Below are 14,619 nucleotides of genomic sequence, written 5' to 3'. Positions count from 1 at the left end.
TAAACCACACTTCCTCCACACAAGCCCGAGGGTGACGAATGGTGGGGTGGAGATTAGGTGAACACCGTTCGGCAAACGCGGTGCGGCACCCTCCCCCTTGCGGCCAGTGTGAAGCCCATCAAGGGGGAGGTGATCCGGTGTTACCCCAACCCACCGCTCGTCACCCTCGGCCGCCTCACCCGCCGCTCGTCACCCTCGGGCTTGACCCGAGGGCTCTTCACGCCTGACGCCGACGCCCCCGAACGTGCGGCGACCTGCCCTCGGATCAGGCCCGAGGGTGACGATTCCGTGAGTGCGGCAAGGAGAGTATCCACGTCCGTGACGCGGCGGCGTCGCCCTGGCGGGAGGGATGCCCCCGAGCGCGCCGCGGATAAACCGCTTCACCCCCGCGCCGAAGCCCGCCTACGGCTCCAGCTCGATGTCCCAATAGAGATAGTCGAGCCAGCTCTGGTGCAGGTGGTTGGGCGGGAAGGCGCGGCCATTATTGTGCAGGTCGTGCACGCTGGGCGCATAGGGCGCCTGGTGCGGGAACATCTTGATCTCGCTGGGCAGCCTGTTGGCCTTGCGCAGATTGCAGGGCGCGCAGGCCGCCACCACGTTCTCCCAGGTCGTCAGCCCGCCCTTGGAGCGGGGAATGACATGGTCGAAGGTCAGATCATGCGTGCTGCCGCAATATTGGCATTGGAAACGGTCGCGCAGGAACACGTTGAAGCGGGTAAAGGCGGGATGCCGCGCCGGTTTCACGTAATCCTTGAGCGAGACCACGCTGGGCAGCCGCATTTCGAAGCGCGGCGAATGCACGGAAACGTCGTAATGGGAAACGATGTTCACCCGGTCCAGGCACACCGCCTTGATCGCATCCTGCCAAGACCACAGCGAGAGTGGATAATAGCTGAGCGGCCGAAAATCGGCATTCAGCACCAGGGCGGGACAGGTCTCAGGCGACACATGGATGGTCACTTGAGGCTCCCGAAGCGGGAATCGCGTAAGTCCATAGCCCCCTTATACTAAACCCTTTGTGTCGGGCGTGTGAAGCGGGGGCGTGCGGCTTATTTTTCGGCGAGGCGCGCGATGAAGCCGGCGATGAAATCCATCCCGTCGGGAGAGACGCCATGCCCCACGCCCCGGCTCACGTGATAGGCCACCTCATATCCCGCCTCGGTCAGCAGGGCATTGGCCTCGGCGCTGTGATTGGGATCGACCACGTCGTCCATGTCGCCATGCACCAGGCATATTGGCGGCCTGGCCAGCTTTCCCCCGCCAAACCCCTCCGGCGGCAGCAGGGCGCCGGACATGCCGATCACCCCCATGAGCTGCTGTTCGGGCGGGAGGGACAGGCCCACATGCAGCGCCATCATCGCGCCCTGGCTGAAGCCGGCCAGGATGGTGCGGCCGGGCGCGATGCCGGTCTGCGCCCAGAGGTCGTGCAGGAATTCCAGCAGCACCGGCCGGGCTCCCGTCACCCCTGCCTGCCGGCTGGCCAGGCGCTGCGCCGCCGAATCCCAGGCAATGGGAAACCATTGATAGCCGTAGCCCGCCGCCCCGGCCGGCTCGGGCGCATGGGGCGAGACCACCAGCGCCCCCGGCAGCAGCGGCTGGAAGCGCGGCGCCATGGCGATGAGGTCATTGCCGTCGCTGCCATAGCCATGCAGCAGCACGATGGCGGCGTCGGGCGCCCCGCCCTGGGCGGGCGCGAGCATGGGGCCGGAAAGCTTGGTCATAGAAGGCTCGATTCCCTGTTCTTGAGCGCGGCGAAATAGCGCCAGAACAGCAGCGCCGCCGCCGAGCGGTGCGGCGACCAGTCCCGCGCGATGGCGATCATCTCCTTGATGCTCGGCCGCGCGTCAAGACCGAGCCCGTGATGGGCGGCCTTGAGCAGGGCCAGGTCCCCGGCCGGGAAAATGTCGGGATGGCCGGCACAGAACAGCAGATAGACCTCCGCCGTCCAGGGGCCGATGCCCTTGAGCGCCACCAGCCGCGCGATCGCCGCCTCGGCCGGCAGCGCATCCAATGCGGCGAAATCCAGCTCGCCCGCCAGGATCGCCTCGGCCACGGCCCGCAGGGCCAGGAACTTGCCGCGCGAAAAGCCCACGCCGCGCACCGCCTCCTCGCTCAGCTCCAGATAGCTCTCCGGCGCCAGCGCACCGGGCAGCGCCTCGAACCGGGCCCAGATCGCCGCCGCGCTCTGCACCGACAATTGCTGTCCGCAGATCACCTTGGCCATGCCGGCGAAATGTTTCGGATTGACCCGCGGCAGCACCGCGCCCACCTGCGCCCGCATCGGCGCCAGCGCCGGCACCAGCCCGGTCAGCGCGTCCAGGTGCCATTCCACCCCTTCGGGCGTATCGATCCGTGGTGTCGTTTCGCCGCTGAGAATGCTATGTGCGCTCAAGTCCAACTCCGGATCGTCATGTCCAAGCCACGCCTCCGCTTCGCCCCCAGCCCCAATGGCTATCTCCATCTCGGCCATGCCCTGTCGGCGCTGGTCACCTGGGATGCGGCGGAAAAACTCGGCGGCACGGCGCTATTGCGCATAGAGGACATCGACCGCAACCGCTGTAAACCCGAATTTACCCAGGCCGTGTTCGAAGACCTCGCCTGGCTGGGCCTGTCCTGGCCCGAACCGGTCCTCCACCAGTCCGAACGCTTTCCGCTCTATGCCGAGGCCGCCAACCGGCTGCGGGACATGGACCTGCTCTATCCCTGCTTCTGCAGCCGCGCCGATATCGCCGCCCGGGCCACAGGCACCGATCCCGACGGCGCCCCGCTCTATCCCGGCACCTGCCGCCATCTCTCCAATGCCGAGCGCATCGAGCGGCTGGAGCGCGGCGATCCGGTCCAGTTCCGCCTCGATAGCGGGGCCGCCATCGCCCGCGCCGGCCTGCTCACCTATACAATGATCGGCCCCACCATTCTCGACCGGCCGCAGATCCGCTATGCGCGGCCCGAGCGCTGGGGCGACGTGGTGCTGCAGCGCAAGGACGTGCCCACCGCCTACCATCTCAGCGTCGTGGTCGATGACGATGCCCAGGCCATCACCCATGTCACCCGCGGGAAGGATCTCGAAGCGGCCACCGATCTGCACGTCCTGCTGCAAATGCTGCTGTCGGCGTCAGCAGTCTGCTACCATTTTCATCGATTGGTGACCGACAGGGATAACCAGAAGCTCTCCAAATCGAAGGGATCGCCATCCCTGCGCGACCTGCGCGCCCAGGGCTGGACTCCGGCCGATATCCGCCGCGCCGTCGGCTTCTAACCCGCCGCCCTGGCCGCCATCAGGTCGGTCACCGTCGCCGCCACGGCCGCCTCGAACGGGGTGGCAAACCCTTGTCCCAAAAGGGAATCCAGCCTCGGATCGACCAGCTCCATCTCGTTGTCCCAGAGATAGCGCATGCGATAGATGTCGCGCATCACCGGATTGACCAGCCCTACAACCCGCAACATCCACCACGGCATGGGCCTGACCGCCAGCCGGCGCCCCAGCCCGGCCTGGATCGCCTCCATGATCTGGCCATGGCTGACCCAATAGCCGGCGAAGTGGAAATTCTCGAACGGCGTCAAGCCCTTGCGCTGTTCCGCCAGCCTCGCAAAGGCCCGGCCCAGATCGGGCAGATAGGCCCAGCTATGGCGCAATTTGCGGTCGGCCAGATGATAGAGCCGCCCCTTGGCCGCATCCATCAGCATGGCCTGGCCGAACCATTCATCGGCATTGCCCGGCCCGAAAAAATCTCCGGCCCGCAAGATGATGACCCGAATATCGCCGGCCTCCGCCGCCCGCCGCAGCATCTCTTCGAGCCGGATGCGGATCGCCCCGCGCGGCTTCTCCCCACTCTGGCGCAGGTCGGGCGACACGGTCCTGTCCGTGGCCCGGTAATTATAGATCGTGCCCGGAAACATCAGCGTCTTGCCGCTGCCCGCCATGGCGTCCAGCACCACCTGCAATTGCCGTTCGGCCCGGCCATTCCCCCATCGGTCATAGCGCAGATGCAAGCCATGGGCGACGACATCGGCATCCTTGATCGCCGCCTTCACCATTGCCACGTCATCGGCGTCCCCGGCGCGGAACGCCGTGCCCTCCACCGGCTTGCGATTGCGCCGCGCCAGTCCCGTCACCGCCCAGCCCGCATCGCGGAATCCCACCATGGCGGCATGGCCCAGATGCCCGTTGCTGCCCAGCACCGTCACGTTTTCCTTGCGCATCGATCTGTCCTTTCCGTTGCTGGACACAGCAATGCGCGCTACATCAAAGAATATGAATTCGCCATTTTTCGGGATTTAACATTCAAAAATGAATAGAGAACCCGATTGGGCCCTGTGGCGCAGCTTTGCCGGCGTGGTGGAGCATGGTTCGCTCTCCGGCGCCGCCCGCGCCCTCGGCCTCAGCCAGCCGACCATCGGGCGCCATGTCGAAACCCTGGAAGCCGATCTCGGCCTCGCCCTGTTCGAGCGCAGCCTGACCGGACTCAAGCCCAATGCCGCCGCCCTGCGCCTCTACGAGCCGGTGCAGCGGGCCCAGGCCAGTCTCGCCGAAGCCGCCATCCTGGCCGAGGGGGCGCAGAATACCGAGGCCGGCACGGTGCGCATCACCGCCAGCGTCATGATTTCCAATTACGTCCTGCCGGGCATCCTGGCCGCCATCCGCAGCCTCCATCCGCGCATCGCCCTCGAGATCATCCCCTCCGATTCGGCGGAAAACCTGCTGATGCGCGAGGCCGACATCGCCGTGCGCATGTTCCGGCCCACCCAGCTCGAACTGGTCACCCGGCATCTCGGCGATATTCCCATCGTCCCGGTGGCCCATGAGGCCTATCTGGCCCGGCGCGGCCGCCCGGCCAGCCTCGAGGACCTCTGGAGCCATGACCTGCTCGGCTTCGACCGTTCCGACGCCATCATTCTGCATGCCCGGAAACTGGGCCACAGCATCGCGCGCGGACAATTCGTCGTCCGCTCCGACGATCAGGCCCATTTATGGGAATTGACCAAGGCCGGCGTCGGCATCGGCTTCGGCCAGCTCAACCTCGCCGCGCGCACGCCCGGCCTCGTCGCCCTGCCCATCGAGCTGGACATCCCCCCGCTGCCGATCTGGCTCACCACCCACAGGGAATTGTTCACCTCGCACCGCATTCGTGCCATTTATGACGCAGTGGCAGCGGGCCTCACTGCCTATATCAACGGCGCAACCGCGCCCTTCTCACCCCGTTAAGGCAGACATGGAAACGCTTCTCAATATCGCCATTGCCCTCGCCCTGCTCTTCGTCGTCATCGTTCTGGGCATGGGCCTGTGGAACATGCTCAAGGGCGGGCCGGGCAATACCAGCCAGCGCCTGATGCGCCTGCGCGTCATCGGCCAGGCCGTCGCCCTGGTGCTGCTGCTGGCCGCCCTGTTCCTGTTCGGCAGCAACCGGCCCTGAGCCATGGTCAAGCTCAACGCCATCTATACGCGCACCGGCGACAAGGGCACGACCGGCCTCGTGCGCGGTCCGCGCCGGGCCAAGCATGATCTGCGCATCGAGGCCTATGGCAGTGTGGACGAGGCCAATGCCTTTATCGGCAATGCCCGGCTGGCCGCCCCGGCGCTGCCGGAGATCGATCCGGTCCTGGCCCGCATCCAGAACGATCTCTTCGATCTCGGCTCCGATCTGGCCACGCCCGGCGCCGACCAGGCCGATGCCCCTTATCCCAGCCTGCGCATCCGCCCGGTACAGACCGACTGGCTCGAGCAGCAGATCGATCTGTTCAATGCCGATCTCGCCCCGCTCAAAAGCTTCGTCCTGCCCGGCGGCACGCCGCTCGCCGTGGCCCTGCACCTGGCCCGCACCGTCACCCGCCGGGCCGAACGGCTGGTTTCCGCCCTGCAGGAGGCCGAGCCCGAGACCAGTCCGGAAACCCTGCGCTATCTCAATCGCCTGTCCGACCTGCTCTTCGTGCTCGCCCGGCTCGCCAATGCCGGACAGACCGGCGATGTCTTGTGGGTGCCGGGCAATTATGGTGACCTCGACAAGCCCGAATAGGCCGGGCCCTTCCAGCGCGGAGACGGAAACTGTTCCTGCCCCTGCATGACCGCAACCCGATCCGCCATGTCGATTTTCCCTTCGTCAATTACGGGCTGATCGGCCTGACCATCCTGGTCTTCCTAGTGCAATCAGCCCTGCCGCCCGCCGGCTTCGACCAGGCCAGCATCAATTTCGGCATGATCCCCATCGTGGTGCGCGACCTCTATCCCCAGCCCCTGCCCTGGCTGCCGGATTGGGCGACCTTGTTCACCTATGCCTTCCTCCATGCCGATTGGCTGCACCTGCTCACCAACATGCTGTTCCTCTGGGTCTTCGGCGACAATATCGAGGACGCGCTGGGCCATGTGAAATATGCCTTCTTCTATCTCGCCTGCGCCGCCCTGGCCGCCCTTGCCCATCTGCTCTTCAATCTCGACGGCAATGGCCCGCTGATCGGCGCCTCGGGCGCCGTGGCCGGGGTCATGGGCGCCTATGTCCTGCTCTATCCCCATGCCCGCGTCTTCGTGCTCGCCCGCATCGTCTGGCTGATTCCCCTGCCCGTGCCCGCCTTCTGGATGCTGGGCTTCTGGATCGCCAGCCAGGTCTTCTATCTCGTGGTGGGCGCCGGGGGCGGCGTCGCCTGGTGGGCCCATATCGGCGGCTTCCTGGCCGGCCTGGCCCTGGCGCCGCTGCTGCGCCGCCGCGGCGTGCCGCTCTTGGGCGGACGCTAGCGGCCGGCGCGGAAGGATTTGTTCATACATCCTCTTTAGGCTGGCCGGGCTTGAACACGGGATGACCGGCCTTGGATATCGATCTCACCATGCAGATGCTCGCCGCGCGCAGTGCCGCGACGACCAATTCTGTGCAGATCGCCGTGGCCAAGAAGGCCCACGAGATGCAGACCGAGCTGCTCGAAACCCTGATGCAGACCGCCCTCAGCGCCCCACCGCCGGGCCAGGGCCTCAAAATAGACAAGCTGGCCTGATCGGCGGGTCGCATGACCAATCCCATCGGCATCAATCCCGCCATCATGGTCACCCGCATCGCCCAGCGCGAGGGCGCTTCCCTCAATACCCAATTGGCCAAGGTCGCCCAATTGCGCGCGCAGATGCTCGCCGCCCAGGCCGAGCAGGCCACGAAACCCAACCCCGCCGACCAGGCCCTGGTCCACCCCGCCAACGGCGCCGAACTCGACCTCCTGATCTGACGCCCCAACGCCGTCGCCTCCACCGCGCTGCCCGGGGCCCGACCCAAGGGCCAGCCACCACACGCCCCACGGCGTCGGCTCAACCCTGTGAACACCCTCGGGTCAAGCCCGAGGGTGACGGGATTCCGTGGCAAATATCGACCCCCACCTCCCCCTTGACGGGGGAGGTAGTGCAGCTTGGCCGAAAGGCCTAGCGAAGCTGGGAGGGGGTGCCGGCGTGCACTAGTGGCCAACACTACACCCCGCCGCCCGCCCCCCTCCCGAGCGCCGCTAGGGTCCTCGCGGACCCAAGCTCTGCTTGCCCTCCCCGCAAGGGGGAGGGTGCCGCACCGCGTTTGCCGGAAGATATGTGCCTAATCTCCACCTCCACCGCTCGTCACCCTCGGGCTTGACCCGAGGGCTCTTCCTTGCCGGCCTTCACCCCCGCCGCGCCGCCTCGATCTTGGCGATGTCGATCTTCTTCATGCTCATCATGGCTTCAAAGGCCCGCTTGGCTTCGGGGCCGCCGGCGATCATGGCCTCGGAGAGGGCGCGCGGGGTGATCTGCCAGGAAATGCCCCATTTGTCCTTGCACCAGCCGCACATGCTTTCTTCCCCGCCATTGCCGACAATGGCGTTCCAGTAGCGGTCGGTTTCGTCCTGGTCCTCGGTCATGATCTGAAAGGAAAAGGCCTCGCTTTGCTTGAAGGCCGGGCCGCCATTGAGGCCGATACAGGGAATGCCCATGACGGAAAATTCCACCGTCAGCACCGCCCCTTCCTTGCCGGAGGGATTGTCGCCGGGCGCGGTGCGGACAGCGCTCACATGGGTATCGGGAAAGGTTTCGGCATAGAAGCGGGCGGCGGCTTCGGCGTCCTTGTCGTACCAGATGCAGATGGTGTTCTTGGCGATAGACATGGCAATTCTCCTCGGAAGCGGCCTTCCCCGGCCGCGATTGGGACCCGTCCTGCAACGGGCTCATGGCTGCGACGGTTCACGATACGGGATTTCGACAGGCCGGCCGGCTTTGCCTTGCGTCATCCCCTTTTCCCTTGCTGCGGGCTCTGGCATGCTGGCCCTCACCCATCGGAGAGCCGACATGACCGAGAGTGTGATCCTGCCCAGCCATCCCGGCCCGCGGCGCCGGGGCCTGTTCGTTCCGCCGCTGCTGGTCTTTCCCTTCCTCGCCTATAATCTGGTCGTCTTCCTGTTTTTCGGCGGCAATCCGGTCAATTGGGGCGCGGGCCTGTTCGCCCTGCCCATGCCTTCGGGCATGCCCTGGGCCATTACTGCGGGGGATTTCCTCCTCGTCGTCGGCATCATCCTTCTGTTCTTCGAAGTGCTGAAATCCACGCAGACGGCGCGCGCCTCCATCGTCGAGCACATGCTCTCCATGGTGCTGTTCGTCGTCTTCCTGATCGAATCCTGCTGGTGGGCGCCGCCTCGAGCTCGGTCTTCTTCCTGCTCATGGTGATGAGCCTGATCGACGTGGTGGCCGGCTTTACCGTCTCGATCACCAGCGCCAGCCGCGACGTGTCGATGAGCTAGACCAGCATGGTCTTGCGATAGCCCAGCGGCATGCGCCGTTCGGCGATGCGGGCGCCCCGGCCATAGGCGCCGACAGCGCCCCGGCTGGTGTCGATGCCGGCGCTGCGTTCGGGATGCAGCCGGTCGCGATTGGCGATGAGCTGGCTGACGAAAGCCGCCAGGGGGACGCTACGGGCCAGCGAGGGGCGCGGCGCGGCCAGGCCCAGCACGAGGGGCAGGCCGGCAATCACTGTATCGCTTTGCTCCAGATCGGGCATGGACTGTACCATTTCCGGCCGCATCGTCCCGGAATGGGACGATCCTGACGGCGCTTTCCCCCTGAAGGGGCAAGCGCCATGCCAGAAGCTAACAGTCTGTTAACGAATTTCGATCCCGCGTTAACGATAAATCACAGAATTATCGTTAACGCCGGTGCCCGACCGTGGGCTCAGAAATTGTCCTTGCCCTTGCGGATGGCGGCGAAGACATCGGCCGGATCGGCACCGGCAATGCCGTAATGCCGGGCCAGTTCGGGGGCATCGGCGCGCAGGAAGGGATTGGCCTTCTTGTCCTCGCCCAGCTTGAACGGAATGGTCGGCCTGCCGGCATCGCGCAGCGCCGCGACCTCGGCGGCCCGGGCCGCAAGTGCTTGATTTTCCGGGTCGATCGACAACGCGAAGCGGGCATTGCCCTGGGTATATTCGTGGCCGCAATAGACCATGGTGTCGTCGGGCAGGTCGCGCAGCCGCTTGAGGCCTTCCCACATCGGCCCGGGCGTGCCCTCGAACATGCGGCCCACGCCCAGCGAGAACAGGGCATCGGCCGAGAACAGATGCCCCCCGGCGCGCTCGTAGAAGACGATATGGCCCAGCGTATGGCCGGGCGTGGCGATGACCTCGAACATCGATTCGCCCAGTGTCACGCGGTCGCCGTCCCCGACCAGGACGTCGAGCCCCTCGATCTTGTCCGCCTCCGCCGCCGGGCCGGTTACCCGGGCGCCGAAGGCGGCCTTCAGCTCGGCAATGGCCTCGACATGGTCGATATGGTGGTGGGTGATGAGGATGTCGCTGAGGGTCCAGCCGGTCCTGGCCAGGGCGGCGCGGATGGCCTCGGCCTCGGGGGCGTCGATGGCGGCGGTGCGGCCGCTGGCCTGGTCATGGGCGAGATAGCCGAAATTGTCCTCGCGGGCGGGGAAGACGTCGACGATGAGGGCCATGGCGATATTCCTTTGCTGTTCGGGCGCAAGCTAGGCAGGAGCCCGGGCAAGTGCAAGCCAAGGTTGGACAAGTTGGTCCGGCTTTGGCAAGCTTCGCCCATGACCTCCGATGTCCGGCGCCTGATCGATTATTACAAGTCCCCGCTGGGCCGCATTTCGCGGCGGCTGGTGCGGGATCAGGTCATCGGCCTGGCCGGCGACATAAGGGGCAAGAGGGTGCTGGGCCTGGGTTTCGCCACGCCCTATCTGCGCTTCTCGCTGGACGTGGCCGAACGGGTCCTGGCCTTCATGCCGGCCCGGCAGGGCGCGTCCGCCTGGCCGCGCGAGGGCCCGTCCTGCACCGTGCTCTGCGATCCGCTGGAAATGCCGCTCACCGACGCGGCGATCGATCTCACCATCGCCGTGCATGCGCTCGAACATGTCGCGGATGCCGAGGAATTGATGCGCGAACTCTGGCGGGTGACCGCGCCCAACGGGCATGTGCTGATCGTGGTGCCGCGGCGGCGGGGCATCTGGGCGCAGCGCGACAATACTCCGTTCGGCCAGGGCAATCCCTATTCCGGCGGGCAATTGGAGAAATTGCTGCGCGACCATTCCTTCGTGCCCGTGGCCTGGCGCGATGCGCTGTTCCTGCCGCCCTTCCAGCACGGCCTGGTGCTCAAATCCACGCGCTTTTTCGAGCGTTTCGGGCGGCTGTTCGGCCCGGCCATGAGCGGGGTGATCTGCGTGCGGGCGCGCAAGGAAGCCTTTCCGGCCGTGCCGCGCCGCAAGCGCGCCGAGCGCTATGTGCGCGTGCCCGGCCTGTCGGCGGCCACGGCGCGCCTCAACAAGGGCTAGGCGGATGGCCCATTGGCCGGCCCGGGCTCGTCCTTGCCCAGCGCCAGGCGGGCATTGCGGCGCATGGTCTGCAGCGCATCATGGAGCTGTTCCACCTCCGCGTCGCCCATGCCGGCATAGAAATCGTCATAGAGCCGGCGCGCCGCTTCGGGCATGAAGGCGAAGAGCGTGTCGGCATCCTTGTGCGGATAGACCCGCCGCACCCGGCTGTCATTCTCGTCCGGACGCCGCTCGATCCAGCTTTTCTGCTCCAGCCGGTCCAGCATCTTGCCGATGCCGGCGCGGCCCATCTGCATCAGGTCGGCCAGCTCGGTCTGGGTGGCGCCGGGATTCTGGTTCACATGCATGATGGCGTTCCACTGCGCGCGGGTAATGCAGTGTGCGGCCATGGCGTTGTCGAAATAGGTGCTGATCAGCCGCGACACTTCATGGATGCGATACATGGCATCGGCGCGGATGCGGACGCGCCGGTCGCGGCCCCTGGCCTGGCTTGGCTCGCTCTGGGTCATGCCCTCTCCGATCTGCTGCACACCCCGCGTCCTAGCCGATTTCAATCGATTTCCCAAGCGCGGCGCCTCCCGGCCATTTCCTATTTTTGTATCCTTGCATACAAAAACACCGCGCGATAACCTGTTTCCCAGCATACAGATCGGCAGCACCGATCGTTCAGGAGGAATGCCAGTGTCCAATCCCCAAGCCAGCCGGGTGTCCCGTCGCGGTTTCATGAAGGCCGCCGGGCTCGGCGCCGCCGGCACCGCGCTCGGTGCCGTCACCATCACCAGCGCCCAGGCGCAGGAAGAATGGGACGAACAATTCGACGTCGTCGTCGCCGGTTCGGGCGGCGCGGCCTTTGCGGGGGCCATCGGCGCGCTGCATGGCGGCGCCAGCGTGGTCATGCTGGAAAAGGCGCCCTTTATCGGCGGCACCACGGCGAAATCCGGCGGCGGCTCCTGGGTGCCGAACAATAAATGGATGGCGGCCATGGGCCACCAGGACGACAAGGACACCTATCTCCGCTACGTCGCCCGCGTCTCCTTTCCCGAACTCTACAACGATCACAGCCCCACCCTGGGCATGACCGAGCATCACTGGGCCCAGCTCAACGCCTTCTGGGACAATGCCGCCGGCGTCTTCGAGAAGCTCGACGAAACCGGGGCCCTGCCCTCGGGCGTGTTCCTGTCCTGGGACGGCAAGCCGGCCCCCGATTATCACGGCCATCTCGAGGAAAACGGCCAGATCCTGGGCCGCCAGCTCGCCACCATGGTCGATGGCAAATCCGGCAGCGGCGCCGACATGATCGATTACATGTCGATCTATGCCGAGGATAACGGGCTCGACATCCGCACCGAGCATCGCGTGGTCAAGATCGTGCGCAACGAAGATGGCCGCGTCATCGGCGTGCATGCCGAAACCCCCGATGGCCTGGTGCGCATCGGCGCCGCCAAGGGCGTGATCTTCGGCACCGGCGGCTTCACCCACAATCCGCATATGCGCACGCAATTCCAGCGCAATCCGGCCATGGGCGGCTGCGCCGTGCCGACCAATGAGGGCGACCTCATCAACATGTCGAGCGAACTCGGCGTCAAGCTGGGCAATCTCAACGAGGCCTGGAACCAGCAGGAAATCCTGGAAGAAGTGCTGGAATTTTCCAGCGTGCCCAGCGGCGTCTTCTTCCTGGGCGGCGACAGCGCCATTGCCGTCAACAAGCATGGCAAGCGCATGTATGACGAGAAATACGTCTATCCCGAGCGCACCCGGTCCCACCATTATTACGACCAGTGGACCGGCGATTATCCCAATCTCTACCAGGTCTTCCTGTTCGATGACGGGGCCCGCGAATTCGGCGGCTATCTGATCCCGCCCGCCGGCGCGGACCTGCCCGGCTATGTCATTACCGGCGATACGCTGGAAGCGCTGGCCGAGAATATCCAGGCCCGTTTCGACAGCCTGGCCGAGCGCATCGGCACTTATAAGCTGGGCCCCGATTTCCTCGCCAATCTCAAGGACACGATCACCCGCTATAACGGCTTTGCCGAAACCGGCGTCGATCTCGATTTCCATCGCGGCGAATCGCCGATCGATGCCTATTTCCACGCCGTCAGCGTCGATAAGGGCAACAAGAACCCCTATATCTCGGCCATTTCCGAAACCGGCCCCTATTACGCCATCCTCCTGGCCCCGGGCACGCTGGACACCAAGGGCGGGCCGGTCTTCGACGCCAATGGCCAGGTGCTGGACGTGCATGACCAGCCGATCCCCGGCTTCTACGTGGCCGGCAATGCCGCGGCCTCACCCTCGGGCAAGAGCTATCTGGGCGGTGGCGGCACGCTAGGCCTGGGCATAACCTTCGGCTATCTTGCCGGCCAGCATGCGGCCAGCCAGGACGCGTGACATATGTTTTGCGGGCCGCATCCCTTTGCGGCCCACCTTTGCAGGGATAATGCCATGAAATCCATCCGGCTTGCCGTTTCCGCGGCGCTTTTCGTTCTCGGCTCCAGCGCCGCCTTCGCCAATGCCTGCCTCGACGCCTATGTCGCCGATGTCGAGCCCATCGTGTCGCGCAAATGCGCCGCCTGCCACAATGACCGCTCGCCCGGCTCCGGCGTCTCGTTCCAGAAGGGCAGCGGCTATGATTACCTGGTGGGTGCCGCCAGCACCGAATTGCCCGCCATGCCGCGCGTCACGCCCGGCGATTCGGCGCAGAGCTATCTCGCTCACAAGATCCTCGGCACCCATATCGAGGCCGGCGGTTCGGGCTCCAAGATGCCGCCCAGCGGCCGCCTGCGCGACAATGAAGTCGAGGCCATCATCGCCTGGATCGATGCCTGCCCGGTGGAAGAGTGAGCGCACGCAGCATCCTGCTGACGCGCCGGCGCGGGCCGGAAAATGCCATGCCCTGGCTGGTCCTGCATGACCGCTGGGGCATGCTGGAAGATGCCGAGGCGCTGGCCACGCTGCTGGGCCCGGCGGCGCTCACCATAGCGGTGCGCGCCGTGCGGGTGCAGAATCGGGGCGGGTCCGGCTTCACCCATGGCTATTTCTGGACCATCGGCCCCATCGAGCGGCCCGAATTGTCGACCATGGGCGATGCGCTCTACCAGCTCGAATTGCTGCTGGAGGAGAATTGGGCGCGCTATGGCCGGCGCAAGCTGGGTCTGCTCGGCAAGGGACAGGGCGGCATGATGGCCCTGGTCCTGGCGAGCCTCTTCCCCGACAAGGTGGAAAAGGTGGTCGCCATCGACGCGCTGCTGCCGCTCAATCTCGGCGACATGCCCTTCACCCCCTCGCTTGCGGGGGTCGACGTGGTCCTCACCCATGCCGACCCCGTCCCGGCCGAGCGGCTGGCGGCACTGCAAACACTCGGCGCCCGCCTCACCCTCACCCCCCAATCCGACCTGCCAGCCCTGCTGCAAGCGGCCTGAGCGACAGGCTCCGGCCATCGATTCCCGCCCCGCTGCCCGCCCTCGCGTCAAGCCCGAGGGTGACGAGCGGTGCTTGAGGCAAACCCCGAACCCCCACCTCCCCCTTGATGGGGGAGGTAGCGCAGCTTGGCCGAAGGCCTAGCGGAGCTAGGAGGGGGTGCCGGCGGGCGCTGGCGCCAGAAATCAAGCACCCTGCCACCCATCCCCCTCACCCGTCTCGGCCTGCGGCCGATCCACCCTCTCCCCGAGAGGGAGAGGAATAAGAGGCGAACGCCGAACCATTCTTCTCCCCCTCGGGGAGAAGGTGGCCCGTCAGGGCCGGATGAGGGGGATGCTGCCGCAGACGCCGAACCCGCAAAAAACCAAAACTTATCCCCACCCCCATCACCCCATATTACTCTCCCCCTCATCAGCCGGGTGGAGATGGGGTTGCAACGA

At 65.9% G+C, this 14,619-nt stretch carries 20 protein-coding genes; 12 read left to right on the top strand and 8 right to left on the bottom strand.

Features of this window, described 5'->3' with window-relative positions:
- Positions 1-402 precede the first annotated feature (402 nt).
- The 3 genes from A3840_RS17840 to A3840_RS17830 all read right to left on the bottom strand — a co-directional run bounded on the left by A3840_RS17840 (position 403) and on the right by A3840_RS17830 (position 2,392).
- On the bottom strand, positions 403-960 hold the full coding sequence (locus A3840_RS17840; protein ID WP_067460210.1) for an HNH endonuclease: 558 nt from the start codon (positions 958-960) through the stop codon (positions 403-405).
- A gap of 89 nt (positions 961-1,049) precedes the next feature.
- Positions 1,050-1,721 (bottom strand): alpha/beta hydrolase, encoded by a 672-nt coding sequence (locus A3840_RS17835; protein ID WP_067460206.1) that lies wholly within the window; start codon positions 1,719-1,721, stop codon positions 1,050-1,052.
- Positions 1,718-2,392, bottom strand: coding sequence for a DNA-3-methyladenine glycosylase family protein (locus A3840_RS17830; RefSeq protein WP_109442365.1), 675 nt, complete (start codon positions 2,390-2,392; stop codon positions 1,718-1,720). The genes A3840_RS17835 and A3840_RS17830 overlap by 4 nt, the downstream gene beginning before the upstream one ends.
- An 18-nt stretch (positions 2,393-2,410) precedes the next feature.
- On the opposite strand from A3840_RS17830, the gene gluQRS reads away from it, so the two are divergent.
- Positions 2,411-3,256, top strand: a complete 846-nt coding sequence (gene gluQRS, locus A3840_RS17825) for a tRNA glutamyl-Q(34) synthetase GluQRS (protein ID WP_067460200.1) — start codon at positions 2,411-2,413, stop codon at positions 3,254-3,256.
- Here gluQRS and A3840_RS17820 read toward each other — a convergent pair.
- Complete coding sequence (locus A3840_RS17820) at positions 3,253-4,200, bottom strand: NAD-dependent epimerase/dehydratase family protein (RefSeq protein WP_067460197.1); 948 nt, start codon at positions 4,198-4,200, stop codon at positions 3,253-3,255. The two genes, gluQRS and A3840_RS17820, sit on opposite strands and share 4 nt — an antisense overlap.
- A gap of 88 nt (positions 4,201-4,288) precedes the next feature.
- Between A3840_RS17820 and A3840_RS17815 the strand changes: the two genes are divergently transcribed.
- From A3840_RS17815 to A3840_RS17790, 6 genes are all read left to right on the top strand, one after another.
- Positions 4,289-5,203: a LysR family transcriptional regulator gene (locus tag A3840_RS17815; protein WP_067460194.1), complete on the top strand. Its 915-nt coding sequence runs from the start codon at positions 4,289-4,291 to the stop codon at positions 5,201-5,203.
- A gap of 7 nt (positions 5,204-5,210) precedes the next feature.
- Complete coding sequence (locus A3840_RS19355) at positions 5,211-5,411, top strand: twin transmembrane helix small protein (protein WP_067460191.1); 201 nt, start codon at positions 5,211-5,213, stop codon at positions 5,409-5,411.
- A gap of 3 nt (positions 5,412-5,414) precedes the next feature.
- On the top strand, positions 5,415-6,011 hold the full coding sequence (locus A3840_RS17805; RefSeq protein WP_067460188.1) for a cob(I)yrinic acid a,c-diamide adenosyltransferase: 597 nt from the start codon (positions 5,415-5,417) through the stop codon (positions 6,009-6,011).
- Between the two features lie 125 nt (positions 6,012-6,136).
- Complete coding sequence (locus tag A3840_RS17800; RefSeq protein WP_205633409.1) at positions 6,137-6,724, top strand: rhomboid family intramembrane serine protease; 588 nt, start codon at positions 6,137-6,139, stop codon at positions 6,722-6,724.
- A 71-nt stretch (positions 6,725-6,795) separates the two neighbouring features.
- Positions 6,796-6,978: a putative motility protein gene (locus tag A3840_RS17795; protein ID WP_067460181.1), complete on the top strand. Its 183-nt coding sequence runs from the start codon at positions 6,796-6,798 to the stop codon at positions 6,976-6,978.
- Between the two features lie 12 nt (positions 6,979-6,990).
- The gene (locus A3840_RS17790) at positions 6,991-7,200 is read left to right on the top strand and encodes a hypothetical protein (protein WP_067460179.1); all 210 of its coding nucleotides are present in this window, start codon (positions 6,991-6,993) and stop codon (positions 7,198-7,200) included.
- 417 nt (positions 7,201-7,617) lie between these two features.
- On the opposite strand, the gene A3840_RS17785 is transcribed toward A3840_RS17790, so the two are convergent.
- The gene (locus A3840_RS17785; RefSeq protein ID WP_205633410.1) at positions 7,618-8,091 is read right to left on the bottom strand and encodes a VOC family protein; all 474 of its coding nucleotides are present in this window, start codon (positions 8,089-8,091) and stop codon (positions 7,618-7,620) included.
- A gap of 187 nt (positions 8,092-8,278) precedes the next feature.
- Here A3840_RS17785 and A3840_RS17780 point away from each other — a divergent pair, with 187 nt between their 5' ends.
- On the top strand, positions 8,279-8,653 hold the full coding sequence (locus A3840_RS17780) for a hypothetical protein (RefSeq protein WP_205633408.1): 375 nt from the start codon (positions 8,279-8,281) through the stop codon (positions 8,651-8,653).
- 70 nt (positions 8,654-8,723) lie between these two features.
- Here the strand turns inward: A3840_RS17780 and A3840_RS17775 are convergent, their stop codons facing one another.
- Both A3840_RS17775 and gloB read right to left on the bottom strand, forming a co-directional pair.
- Positions 8,724-8,996, bottom strand: a complete 273-nt coding sequence (locus tag A3840_RS17775; protein WP_131798375.1) for a hypothetical protein — start codon at positions 8,994-8,996, stop codon at positions 8,724-8,726.
- A 158-nt stretch (positions 8,997-9,154) separates the two neighbouring features.
- Positions 9,155-9,922 (bottom strand): hydroxyacylglutathione hydrolase, encoded by a 768-nt coding sequence (gloB, locus tag A3840_RS19515; RefSeq protein WP_067460170.1) that lies wholly within the window; start codon positions 9,920-9,922, stop codon positions 9,155-9,157.
- Positions 9,923-10,021: 99 nt separating this feature from the next.
- Here gloB and A3840_RS19510 point away from each other — a divergent pair, with 99 nt between their 5' ends.
- Positions 10,022-10,759, top strand: a complete 738-nt coding sequence (locus A3840_RS19510; protein ID WP_067460167.1) for a class I SAM-dependent methyltransferase — start codon at positions 10,022-10,024, stop codon at positions 10,757-10,759.
- On the opposite strand, the gene A3840_RS19205 is transcribed toward A3840_RS19510, so the two are convergent.
- The gene (locus A3840_RS19205) at positions 10,756-11,289 is read right to left on the bottom strand and encodes a MarR family winged helix-turn-helix transcriptional regulator (protein ID WP_067460164.1); all 534 of its coding nucleotides are present in this window, start codon (positions 11,287-11,289) and stop codon (positions 10,756-10,758) included. The two genes, A3840_RS19510 and A3840_RS19205, sit on opposite strands and share 4 nt — an antisense overlap.
- 151 nt (positions 11,290-11,440) lie before the next feature.
- On the opposite strand from A3840_RS19205, the gene A3840_RS17755 reads away from it, so the two are divergent.
- Genes A3840_RS17755 through A3840_RS17745 form a run of 3 tightly spaced genes read left to right on the top strand, consistent with a single transcriptional unit; the run spans position 11,441 to position 14,181 of the window.
- Positions 11,441-13,150 carry an FAD-binding protein gene (locus tag A3840_RS17755; RefSeq protein WP_165603221.1) on the top strand — a complete coding sequence of 570 codons (1,710 nt, stop codon included), beginning with the start codon at positions 11,441-11,443 and terminating at the stop codon, positions 13,148-13,150.
- A gap of 54 nt (positions 13,151-13,204) precedes the next feature.
- The gene (locus tag A3840_RS17750) at positions 13,205-13,603 is read left to right on the top strand and encodes a c-type cytochrome (RefSeq protein WP_067460158.1); all 399 of its coding nucleotides are present in this window, start codon (positions 13,205-13,207) and stop codon (positions 13,601-13,603) included.
- Entirely contained in the window at positions 13,600-14,181 is a 582-nt protein-coding gene (locus A3840_RS17745; RefSeq protein WP_067460155.1) for an alpha/beta hydrolase, read from the top strand. Before A3840_RS17750 ends, A3840_RS17745 begins: the two co-directional genes overlap by 4 nt.
- The last annotated feature ends 438 nt before the right edge of the window (positions 14,182-14,619 follow it).

The organism is Devosia elaeis, assembly GCF_001650025.1.
Lineage (GTDB): Bacteria > Pseudomonadota > Alphaproteobacteria > Rhizobiales > Devosiaceae > Devosia > Devosia elaeis.
Note: the sequence above shows the minus strand (reverse complement) of the source record. Positions and strands in the feature narration are given on the sequence as shown.